This window comes from Pedobacter segetis, from assembly GCF_016623585.1.
Lineage (GTDB): Bacteria > Bacteroidota > Bacteroidia > Sphingobacteriales > Sphingobacteriaceae > Pseudopedobacter > Pseudopedobacter segetis.
In genome coordinates, this window is sequence record NZ_JAEHFY010000038.1 from 1 (window position 1) to 11,432 (window position 11,432).

Below are 11,432 nucleotides of genomic sequence, written 5' to 3' on the forward strand. Positions count from 1 at the left end.
TACTCAATACGCTCTACACAATGCAAAAAAAATATACAAGGGCGTAAGCAAGTCATCTCAATACTCAATACGCTCTACACAATGCAAAAAAAATATACAAGGGCGTAAGCAAGTCATCTCAATACTCAATACGCTCTACTCAATACTTTTAAAAAATGGAAAAAAAATCAACAAAAGGAGGAGAGTTCATCATCTCCGAAACCAATTATCAGGATGTATTTATCCCTGAAGAGTTCGACGAAGAACAGTTAATGATCCAAAAGACCTGTGAGGATTTTTTGGCGGCAGAGGTTTTTCCAAATTTAGATAGGATAGATAAACAAGAAGAAGGTTTGATGGAATCTTTGATGGATAAAGCCGGAGAACTGGGGCTTTTGGCCGTTTCTATCCCCGAAGAATATGGCGGTTTTGGAAAAAATTTCAATACCTCTATGTTGGTTACCGATGCCATTGGTGCCGGCCATTCATTTGCCGTAGCACTTTCTGCACATACCGGGATTGGTACTTTACCGATTTTGTATTATGGAAATCAGGAGCAAAAAGATAAATATATCCCAAAATTAGCTTCTGGCGAATGGAAAGCAAGCTATTGCTTAACCGAGCCCAATGCCGGTTCTGATGCCAATTCCGGCAAAACCAAAGCTGTTTTAAATGCTGAAGGAACGCATTATATCATTAACGGGCAAAAAATGTGGATCACCAATGGTGGCTTCGCCGATATTTTCATCGTGTTCGCCAAGATTGATGACGATAAAAACCTATCCGCATTTATTGTGGAGAAAGCATTTGGTGGCATTACCATGAATCCCGAAGAACATAAAATGGGGATCAAAGGTTCATCAACCCGTCAGGTTTTTTTTAACGATTGTCCGGTGCCAAAAGAAAATTTATTGTCAGAACGCGAGAACGGTTTCAAAATAGCGGTAAATATCCTGAATATCGGGCGTATAAAATTAGGGGCCGCAGCCATTGGTTCTTCAAGAAAAGTGTTGGATCAGGCCATCAATTATGCTAACGAACGTGTGCAGTTTGGATTGAACATTTCAAAATTTGGTGCTATCCGTTATAAGCTGGCAGAAATGGCAACCCGTAATTTTGCCGTAGAAAGTGCAGCATACCGGGCCGGGCAAAACATTGATGATGCCTATGAGCAACTGGTGGCCGGCGGAACGGAATCGGCGAAAGCCAAATTAAAATCAACAGAGCAATTTGCCGTAGAGTGTGCCATTATTAAAGTTTGGGGTTCTGAAGTGTTGGATTATATTGTGGATGAAGGCGTTCAGGTTTACGGCGGAATGGGTTTTAGTGCCGATGCGCCCATGGACAGAGCTTATCGTGATAGCCGCATCAATCGTATTTTTGAGGGAACTAATGAAATCAACCGTTTGCTGATTGTGGATATGCTTTTGAAAAGAGCGATGAAAGGCGAGTTGGATTTAATCACCCCAGCCACAGCCGTTGCAGGCGAGTTAATGTCGATACCAGAATTTGGCGATGAAGACGATTCTTTATTTGCCGCAGAATTAAAAACATTAGCCAATCTAAAGAAAGCAGGTTTGATGATTGCTGGTTCGGCAGTGCAAAAACTGATGATGACACTTTCTAAAGAGCAGGAAATATTAATGAACATTGCCGATATCATCGGTTCGGTTTATGTGGCAGAATCAACCATTTTACGTGTGCAAAAATTGGTGAATCTACGTGGAGAGGAAGCTTGTAAAGGCCAATTGGATATGATGCGGATTTACCTGCAAACAGCAGTTGATAAAACTTATATGGCAGGTAAAGAAGCCCTAAATTCTTTTGCCGAAGGCGATGAGTTGAACATGATGCTGATGGGTTTACGCCGGTTTACAAAAGTTGCACCTTTCAATATTAAAGATGCCCGCCAAAGGGTTGCTAAGCAATTGATTGAAGCGAATAAGTATTGTTATTAAATTGAGTTTGTCATGCTGAATTTATTTCAGCATCATACTAAAAAAGCCGTTCAAACTAGATTTGAACGGCTTTTTTATTTGGTTTAGATTTTAGGTTTTTATTTATTTATTGATATGTGTTCTCATTACTAATTAAAGCCGCTTTTATAATAAACGTCTAAGTGCAAGATGACGAAGCCTTGCTAAACAAACCATTTTTGTATTTTATCAAAAAATCTTGGCCATTATAATTTCAATTTTAAGCCACCGTTAACCACAAAACCATCTAAGGGAGCATAAATATCCCTAAAAGTTGGGTTTGTTTTACTACCTGTATAAATGGTATCAAACTTGGTTTGGCGGGTATTGCCAAAATTCTCGAAATTAATAAAAAGCGAAAATTTGTCCCATATCTTTTCCACTAAGAAACCTGTCAGCCAATAAGGTTTTCCTGTTTTTCCGTCAGACAGTTTTTGTTTAGAAAAATAATAGGCCTCTAAGCCCAATTTCCATTTCTCTTCAACCTCATACATCAAAACATTATTTATCCTATGCTTAGGTGTTAGCCTAAAATCGTTCTTTATCCCATTGAGATGCTCTTTGGTATCGGTAAAAGTATAGCCTAGAAACAGTTTAAAATCTTTATAGCTTATTTTGGCATTGGTTTCTAAGCCTTTACTATCTAAATGTCCGTTTGCGTTAACAAAATTAAACTTCCCAAAATTACCAGCCATTAACTGCAATGGTTTACTCAAATAGGTATAGAAAAAAAGCTGGTTTACGGTAAATGAAACTTGATTACTAAATAAACCTGTGCGATAGGTAATATCTAAGTTACCACCAACAGATTTTTCTGTTTTGGTAAGTTTTTTATCAATTGGTAAAACGTTTTGAAACTGAATTTGCTCTGCTTCCTCCGTGAAAACGGTCGGTGCTTTGTAACTAAATCCTCCGCCAATCCTAGATCTAAATTTGGGGGAAATCTTGAAAAGGGAAGAAATCCTTGGTAAAAGGTTAAAGCCATAATCTGAAACGTAATCACCACGCAAACCTGTCTCTAATGTAATCCAATCGGTTGGTTTTATTGTGTTTTGCAGAAATGCGCCAAAAGTATTCTGATCATAATCTCTTTGTACCACATTTTGTTGGGCAGGTTCCGTAAATTTATCTGTTATGATATTTAAACCCATGTTCCATTCAGAAAAATTCTTTTTTATATCATAAACAAACTCTGTAAACGAAGAGTTTTGTTTTCCGTTAAAGGTATAGTTTTGCAATTTTAAATCGCGATCAAAATAGCTGATGCTGTTTTTTAAAGTTATAATTTCATGTTCATTTATTTGATGTACGATTGCCAATTGGGAAGAAATACGATTTGTTTTATTACGCTCAAAATAAGCTTCGCTATTGTTTGGTTTATCATCAATATAACTTATATCTCCGCCAATACGATCTTCAAAACCTGTATTTAAACCAAAATTTAAAGTCGTTTTATCGTTAAAATAAACAAACAGCTTTGGGTTAAATACATAACGCTCAAATTTTGGGATGGCCGTAAAACCAATATTTGATGGATCATAAGCTAAGCTACTATTGCGGGAAGCAAAAACGGTCAACCCAATTTTATTGAATTTTTGAGCATAAAAACCATTCATATCTAGGCCTCCTGCGGTTGTACCGTTTATTAAAATGTCAAGCTCCCGTTCTTCTTTAGGTGTTTTCGAAATCAAGTTTACCAGGCCTGCTATTGCTCCACCGCCATAAAGTGTAGATGCACTCCCTTTGATGATTTCTACCTGTTGTAAATCTAATGGTGGTGTTTGCAGCAAACTTAAACCGCCAGAAAAACCGGCGTATAAAGGAAAACCATCTTTCAAGATTTGGGTATATCTACCGTCCAACCCTTGTATCCTGATGCTTGCATTTGCTGTGATTGCAGATGTTTGCTGGGTAGAAATACCTGTTGTTTCGTTCAAAAGCATCCGTATATCGCCAGGTTTCATGTTTACCTTTTCTTCTAGCTCCTCAGGATTTAAAACCTCCATTCTTGTAGCCATATTTGAGACCAAACCACTACTCCTGGTAGAAGAAACTACTACATCTTCCAATTCTTCTCCAGCGGGTATTAAAATAATGCTGATGGTATCTTGATTGATGAGTGGAAATTCCAATGTTTTTGTTAAAGTTTTATATCCAACAGAACTAAAAGTAATATTTTGAATGCCACTAGGGATATTATTGAATGCTACGTATCCGTGTGTATTGGTGGTTGCTGCAATTTTTAAACCCTCAAAAACTATGCTTACCCCAATTAAAGGTTCTTTGTTTTCTTCACTCTTTACAATTGCCTTAAGATTATTTTGCGCATAAGACGCAGACGTATATAAAGCCACTATTAGTAGCCAAATCATTTTTTTCATGATGATAATTAAAATATTAAATGGTTAACATCATATAGATGTTGTTAAGAATATTCGGCTATGCCAGTACATCTAAAAGTTGTGGAGGTTGCCAAATACTATAATGAAAATCTGATTGGGTGTAGATATTTTTAGAAATAAATTGTTTTGTTGCTAGCGCAAATGGTATTACAATGCCTTGATGTTGTTTTGCTATTGCAAGCCCAAAACAACTGTTGCAAGAAAAGAAAGGCGAGCAGCATACCGATTTTTGCTCTGTTTTAGTTGTGGGGTAACAGCAATCATCATATTTGCTAAAGCATGGAATGGCAGCTAAAGCGAATATATAAATAGTAAATATGACTGTAAGGATCTTCAATATGTGAAGATAGCGATTAAAAAATATTTAGAGGCCTTAGATGGCTAAATTCATTAAGACCCTTGGACCTTATTTAACCGGCCAATCATAAATAATGGGAACACCCGTAGCAATTTCTTTTTCTACGATTTCTTCTTTGGATAGATTATCTAAATACATTACCAAAGCCCTCAAACTGTTTCCATGGGCAACTACCAAAATATTTAACCCTTTATCTAAATCTTTTTTAATATCAGATTTAAAGTAAGGGATAACCCGATAATAGGTGTCTTTTAGGCTTTCTCCGTTTGGTGGGGGTATATCAAAAGAGCGTCTCCAGATATGAACTTGTTCTTCTCCAAATTTTTCTGCTATATCTGCTTTATTCAGTCCTTCTAAGTCGCCATACTTGCGTTCGTTTAATGCCTTATCTTCTTTTAGTGGTACGTTCTGCAATCCATCAATATCTTCAATTATTTGATAAGTATGTTTTGCCCTAATTAAAATAGAAGTATATACCTGATCAATTTTTTGCGACTTTAGTTTTTCTGCGGCAGCCTTAGCTTCCTGTATTCCTTTTTCACTCAGATCTACGTCTCGCCAACCAGTAAACCTGTTTTCTAAATTATAAACAGATTGCCCGTGGCGGAGCAATATTAATTTGTTTCTCATAACACTTGATTAAGATTAAATACCATACCAAGATCTTATTTTAAAAAGCAAATGAAACTCAGATATTTTAAAACCTATTTCTTTCCTAAAATATCATTGATGATCAAATCGGCATGGATTCTTGAGTTTTCTATGAACCATAGATGGGTATCCATCCCACCGCAAACCACGCCTGCTAAATAAATCCCTTTTTGGTTGGTTTCCATTGTTAAGGGGTTGTGCTGAGGATATTTCAATTCATCATTGCTCAATTTTACGCCCATTTTTTCTAAGAAATCAAAATTAGGTTCATAACCCGTTAAGGCTAAAACAAAATCATTTTCAAGAAAGATTTTCCCTTCAGGAGTTTCTATCTCTACGTTTTGCCGCTCAACTTTTGTTAAAGAAGAATTAAAATAGGCTTTTATGCTCCCTTCTTCAATTCTGTTGATAATATCTGGCCGCACCCAATACTTTACCCGATCATTAATTTTTTCGCCACGGATAACCATCGTAACCTCTGCCCCTTTTCTATAACATTCTAAAGCAGCATCAACCGAAGAGTTACTTGCGCCAACCACCACTACTTTTTGCATGGCGTAAAAATGTGGGTTTTTGTAATAGTGCTTTACTTTTGGCAATTCCTCGCCAGGGATATTCATTAGGGCGGGCATATCATAAAAGCCTGTTGAAATGATGATATTCTTTGCAAAGTAGTTTGTCTTAGAAGTTTGGATTTGATATTTTTCAACATGATAAGCCAAATTTTGTACACCTTCAAACAGATTGATCTTTAAGCCAAATTTTAGGGCTACCCTTCTATAATATTCTAAAGCTTCTTCCCTGGTTGGTTTGGGGCTATTTGATACAAACGGAACACCTCCAATCTCTAACTTTTCTGAGGTAGAAAAGAAAGTCATGTTTTGCGGATAGTTGTAAAGCGAATTTACCAAACAACCTTTTTCTAATATAAGATAAGAAAGCCCGGCCTGTTTAGCTTTTATACCACAGGTTAAACCTATTGGCCCGGCTCCAATTATTATTATATCGTATTGTTCCATTTCTTGATTATAATAAGTTTAAAATGAATAAAAATGTTTTGGTAGGATAGAAATTTTAAGTTTTTTGCGATTACTGATGTTTCTAAACTGGGGTGAAGTGGATACCGGCCTGTGGCTAATGCCTGTGCAGTATGAACGTAAAACCAGACTATCGGAATTTATTTTGCACCAGCCTTGCTTTTCAAAAAATTAACAACCGATTAATTGACAAACCAAATTTAGCATTAAACAAAAAAACCGCCTTGTAGCGGATTTTTTTTAAAATTCTTTTTATTATTGATTATCTCGCCACTCGTACACCCAAGCAGATTGTATTTGCTCTAAATGGCCTTCGTTACATTCTTCTTTGGTGCCTTTAAAATGGGGCAAGGCTAAAACCCAATCCATCATATCTGTAAAGCGTACACGGTAAATCTTAGATTCTCCGTACCCATCGCCAAATTTTTCATATAATCCCATGGCTATATCTTCATAATCGTTCCAATGGATGGGAAGTGCAAATTTATCTTGATTCATGTTTTTGGGTTTAATGTCCGAGGAATTGAGATTGATCTGGGATGGTTATTTCTAAATCTCCATCTATCAATACGCATTGGCAGCCCAATCTCGAACTTATTTTTGGGTTTACTGCCCGATCAATAAAATCTTCTTCTTTATCTGATATTTCTTGGATATGGTCTTCGCCCTTGTTCACATAAACATGGCAGGTACTACATCCGCAAACGCCACCACAATTATGCTGTAATTCTATACCATTATCAAGGCAAACATCCAAAACCGATTCTCCTTCTGCAATAGGGAGTTCTATCGTTTCATGGCCTTTTTCCTCAAAATTTATCTTGACTTTATAAATATTCATGCGATGGCAAAAGTAGTAAATTATTTATGGCTCAAATGAGGGGTTTGGTACATTTTTACTATGTCTTGACTTACAATGGCATATAAATTTTGAAGCGGGGGATTGTTCTTTAACAAATCTAAATGTTTGTTGATAGTTAATTCGTCATTTCGCCTTGCAGGGCCTGTTTGCGCAATTTGGGGAGAGTTAAGCATCGCCTTTTGGGCGGTTTCTAAGATCAAAGGCCTTATCAAATCTAAATCTAAATTTGTTTCTGCTATCAATTTTTCTGCAATGGCATAAAAATGATTGGTAAAATTACAGGCAAAAACCGCAGAAACATGAATTCTCATCCTGTTTTCAGAATTTACTTTCTCTACAGTTTTTGACAGTTTTTTTGCCAACAGCATCAATTGTTCTTCTGCTTGTTGATGATTGGCTTCAACTAAAAGCGGAACGTTACTAAAATCTAGATCAGCATGTTTAGAAAATGTTTGCAAGGGGTATAAAACCCCGCAATTTTGGTTATGCTTTTCTAAAACTGATATATTGGTAGAACCCGAGGTATGTAAAACTAACCTTGGTTGATTAGATGGTGGTACTTTGGCAGCGATGCTTTCAATGGCATCATCTTTTACCGCAATGATCACCACATCAATCTGCTTACTTAAGTCGGCAATTTCTTGGATAGAGTTTGCCCCAATTTGCAAGGCCAGATCAACGGCGTTCTGATGATGACGGCTCCAAACCTGCTTAACCGGATAACCAGCTTTTATCAATGCCTTGGCTAAATGTGTTGCCACATTGCCAGCACCAAGAATGGCTACTTTCATGATCTTTTGGATTCTTTTGCCCTTCTAAAGATAGATAATAAGAAACCTATGACCATGATGATGGTTCCTCCCCAAAATAAATTGATGTAAGGGAATGTGATGGCTTTTAATACGATCCAATCTTTTTTATCTTCCTTCGGTTTCTCATAAACCGTTAACTCTAATTTATCCTTTGCGGGCAGCACATTGGTAAACCTCAATTTAAGCCCTGCTTCATCTACTTTTTTACCAAAATCTACCTTTGTATTTCCCTTGATCAAGAAAATGGGCTCGGCTTGGTATTTAGCATTGTTGGCATCAACTTCTATATTCATGCCAATGGCAACGTCGCCTTTATCTAAGGTTATATCTTTGATGGTGGCATTTTTATTGAGCGATTTTACCACCAAAAAACCTTCCCTAAACCTTACCGTATCACCAACAGAAACTTCATGTACAATAGGCTTGTTATAATTTTCATCATCAGAATGGCCTTCATGGTCATCATGCCCATCATCTTTTAACGGCACACTGCTAACATGTGTATAAACATCATGCAATAAATAATGCTTGGTATCTGGCGAAGCAATGATTTGCTTCATTTTAGCGTTTTGTTGTGCGTTTGGATAAAGGTTAAAATTCTCTTTCACTTTCCCATCCGCATCGATCACTTTATAATTAACCTTGTAATAGGTGTTTACACCAGATGTAGAGTCGCCCTTATAAGTAACCGTATATTCGGCCATTTTTGTGGGCTCATTTTTATAGAGAATGATGTTTTCACGAGGGTTGTTGTTCTTGGCAAATTCATCGCCAAAACCAATACCGGTATTGTTTAAAGAGATCACTTTATTATTTGCAGCGGCAATTAAAGCCCCGATCAAAATAAAAGCAAAACCAATATGCGCTACTGCCGATCCAGATAATTTCCATTTCCCTTTAAAAGCCTCGCTTAAAACCTTTGCGTTGCAAAGGATAGAGAATATGGCCGCCCATGTTAGTAAAACGTACATTACATTATGGTAAATCTCTGTTATGTAAACCACAACTGCGGTTAATAAAATTGCCATCACAAAAGAAACTACCAAGCTTATTAAAAACTTACGGACATCGGTTTTCTTATATTTCAAAAATTGAGAAAAGGCAGAAATGGTAGCTATCGCAAAAGCAAAAGCGATTTGCCATTTATTATAATGTTGGATAATATTTGTGGGAGGCGCAATTGATGTCCCAAAAATCTTGTTATAAACCGGTATTGAAGTGGTAGCGATAATTTGGATACAAGAAACAACCAAAACAATGGCACCAATAAACAGCCAAAATTCCCTAGAATAGGTATCCTCGTCTTTTTTGGTGATCGGTAAATGTTTCCAATTGATGATGATGAGTACCGCCGCCAAAATAATGAAGGCAAACATATAGATCAACAATTGCCCGCTCATGCCCAAATCTGTAAATGCGTGTACAGAAGTGTCGCCTAAAATCCCACTTCGGGTTAAAAACGAAGCGTAAAGCACCAAAATAAAACTGATGATGATCAAGAAAATGGCCGTAAAATAAGAATGGCCGGAGTTTTTATAGGCGATCATTACGTGTACACCCGCGATCAGTGTAAGCCAAGGGATAATAGAAGCGTTTTCTACTGGATCCCAAGCCCAAAAACCACCAAAATTTAAAGCCTCATAAGCCCAAAAAGAGCCCATAATAATTCCGGTACCCAATACCATAACCGCAAACAAGGCCCAAGGTAAAGCGGGTTTTACCCAATCGGCATATCTTTTTTGCCATAAAGCAGCAATGCCATAAGCAAAAGGAACTACCATAGACGCAAAACCCAAAAACAATGTTGGTGGGTGTATAACCATCCAATAATTTTGTAATAAGGGGTTTAATCCGTTACCGTCTTGTATCAAACTTAAATAGTCTGCCCTAGAAAATATTGGGGCTTCTATTGCTTGCCTTAACAAAATAAAAGGAGAAGAGCCTATTTTTGCACCAAAAACTTCTACGCCAATGATCATGGTTGCCAAAAACACTTGCGAGAGGGAAATGATAGTCATCACGCTGTTTTCCCAAGATTTTGCTTTGTAGATCACAATACAGCCTAGCACAGCTTCCCAAAATGTCCAGAGCCAAAAACTGCCTTCTTGCCCTTCCCAAAAACAAGATACGATATAATAAACAGGCAATGTTTTAGAGGAGTGCGCCCAGGCATAATGGTACTCGAAAAGATGGTTATAAATGATGTAGAACAAACACGCACCAATACCGATCACAGAAACAAGGTTTAGGCGATAGGCCAACCTTCCCAACCTGTTCCAAGATAAATCTAGTTTATCTTTGGTTGTAGTAGCAAAATAATAGCTAAACAGGGCTATTAAAGAAGTTCCAAAAGAGAGAACAATAAATAGCTGACCGAGTTTACCCGGTAACAGGTGTTCGCCTGCGTAATGTATATCCATTAAAAATATTAAATTTTAGCCTGTTTATTGGCTTTAGCTTCTGTAACCTCTATCTTATCTTGCGTATATTTAGAAGGGCATTTCATTAAAATTTTATCGGCCTGGAAAGTACCTTGCGCCATTTTACCCGTCAAAACAATTTGTTCCGACTTTTCAAAATCTTGCGGTTTTGTCCCAGTAAACTCAACTTTGCATTCTTTTCCCTTATTATCAACCATATAAAAAGAAAAATAATTTGCATCTTTCTGTGGGTTGTAAACCATTTCTTTAGATTTATTAAGTTTACCTACAATGTGAAGCTCTTTTTGTGTTTCCTTAGCATCTGCAAAAGAACCATAAGTACTGCTATCTGCATATGTACTCACAATTACCCCAATGGCAATTGCGATGATGATCATTCCAATAATCGAACTTTTTTTCATGATTGTTTACATTGGATAATTAATTCTGCAAAAATACAAAACCCTAATGGTAAGAATGTATTATAACAAGATTGTTATTTATTAAGAATTATTCTAAACAACTTTCCTTTAATAACAAAATTACAACCCTTTTATTATCCAGATCATATTTTTGATCAAACAGATTATGAATTTCTTATAATTTAAGTAGGAGGTTCCCCGATGAAAAATCGGGGTCAGGCTTTACGCTATACTCCGTTTGTCCGCAAAAAAAGCGGCCAATCCGGGGTGCCGCTTCAATCCTTAACCCAAAAAATGTTTAGTTAAAATCAAAAATCAGATCCTATTCGAGGCATGTTGAATGATAATGAAAAATCACAATGAAAGTCCGATTTGGATTAGCATTATAATGAAAACATATTTTTTGATGTCTCTTATCCTCTACATGACGGCATGAATAATTAAAACGTTTTGTCATGCTGGATTTATTTCAGCATCTCACAAGCAATTAACCACATAGAATGGAAACCTATT

The 11,432-nt window shown here is 36.7% G+C and carries 9 protein-coding genes; 1 reads left to right on the plus strand and 8 read right to left on the minus strand.

Going from position 1 to position 11,432, the window contains the following annotated elements:
- Window positions 1-155: 155 nt before the first annotated feature.
- Window positions 156-1,937 carry an acyl-CoA dehydrogenase family protein gene (locus I5M32_RS16250; protein WP_200588194.1) on the plus strand — a complete coding sequence of 594 codons (1,782 nt, stop codon included), beginning with the start codon at window positions 156-158 and terminating at the stop codon, window positions 1,935-1,937.
- Window positions 1,938-2,161: 224 nt separating this feature from the next.
- On the opposite strand, the gene I5M32_RS16255 is transcribed toward I5M32_RS16250, so the two are convergent.
- The 8 genes from I5M32_RS16255 to I5M32_RS16290 form a co-directional block, all read right to left on the minus strand.
- On the minus strand, window positions 2,162-4,336 hold the full coding sequence (locus I5M32_RS16255) for a TonB-dependent receptor (protein WP_200588196.1): 2,175 nt from the start codon (window positions 4,334-4,336) through the stop codon (window positions 2,162-2,164).
- Window positions 4,337-4,763: 427 nt separating this feature from the next.
- On the minus strand, window positions 4,764-5,345 hold the full coding sequence (locus I5M32_RS16260) for a 2,3-bisphosphoglycerate-dependent phosphoglycerate mutase (RefSeq protein ID WP_200588198.1): 582 nt from the start codon (window positions 5,343-5,345) through the stop codon (window positions 4,764-4,766).
- A gap of 74 nt (window positions 5,346-5,419) precedes the next feature.
- Window positions 5,420-6,385, minus strand: coding sequence for a YpdA family putative bacillithiol disulfide reductase (locus I5M32_RS16265; protein ID WP_200588199.1), 966 nt, complete (start codon window positions 6,383-6,385; stop codon window positions 5,420-5,422).
- A 273-nt stretch (window positions 6,386-6,658) separates the two neighbouring features.
- A complete protein-coding gene (iscX, locus tag I5M32_RS16270; RefSeq protein WP_200588200.1) occupies window positions 6,659-6,901 on the minus strand; it encodes a Fe-S cluster assembly protein IscX in 243 nt (80 codons plus the stop codon).
- Window positions 6,902-6,911: 10 nt separating this feature from the next.
- Window positions 6,912-7,244: a 2Fe-2S iron-sulfur cluster-binding protein gene (locus tag I5M32_RS16275; protein WP_200588201.1), complete on the minus strand. Its 333-nt coding sequence runs from the start codon at window positions 7,242-7,244 to the stop codon at window positions 6,912-6,914.
- A 20-nt stretch (window positions 7,245-7,264) separates the two neighbouring features.
- Window positions 7,265-8,056, minus strand: a complete 792-nt coding sequence (locus I5M32_RS16280) for a Rossmann-like and DUF2520 domain-containing protein (RefSeq protein ID WP_200588202.1) — start codon at window positions 8,054-8,056, stop codon at window positions 7,265-7,267.
- Window positions 8,053-10,497: a cytochrome c biogenesis protein CcsA gene (ccsA, locus tag I5M32_RS16285; protein ID WP_200588203.1), complete on the minus strand. Its 2,445-nt coding sequence runs from the start codon at window positions 10,495-10,497 to the stop codon at window positions 8,053-8,055. The genes I5M32_RS16280 and ccsA overlap by 4 nt, the downstream gene beginning before the upstream one ends.
- A gap of 8 nt (window positions 10,498-10,505) precedes the next feature.
- Window positions 10,506-10,919: a cytochrome c maturation protein CcmE domain-containing protein gene (locus I5M32_RS16290; protein ID WP_200588204.1), complete on the minus strand. Its 414-nt coding sequence runs from the start codon at window positions 10,917-10,919 to the stop codon at window positions 10,506-10,508.
- Between the last annotated feature and the right edge of the window lie 513 nt (window positions 10,920-11,432).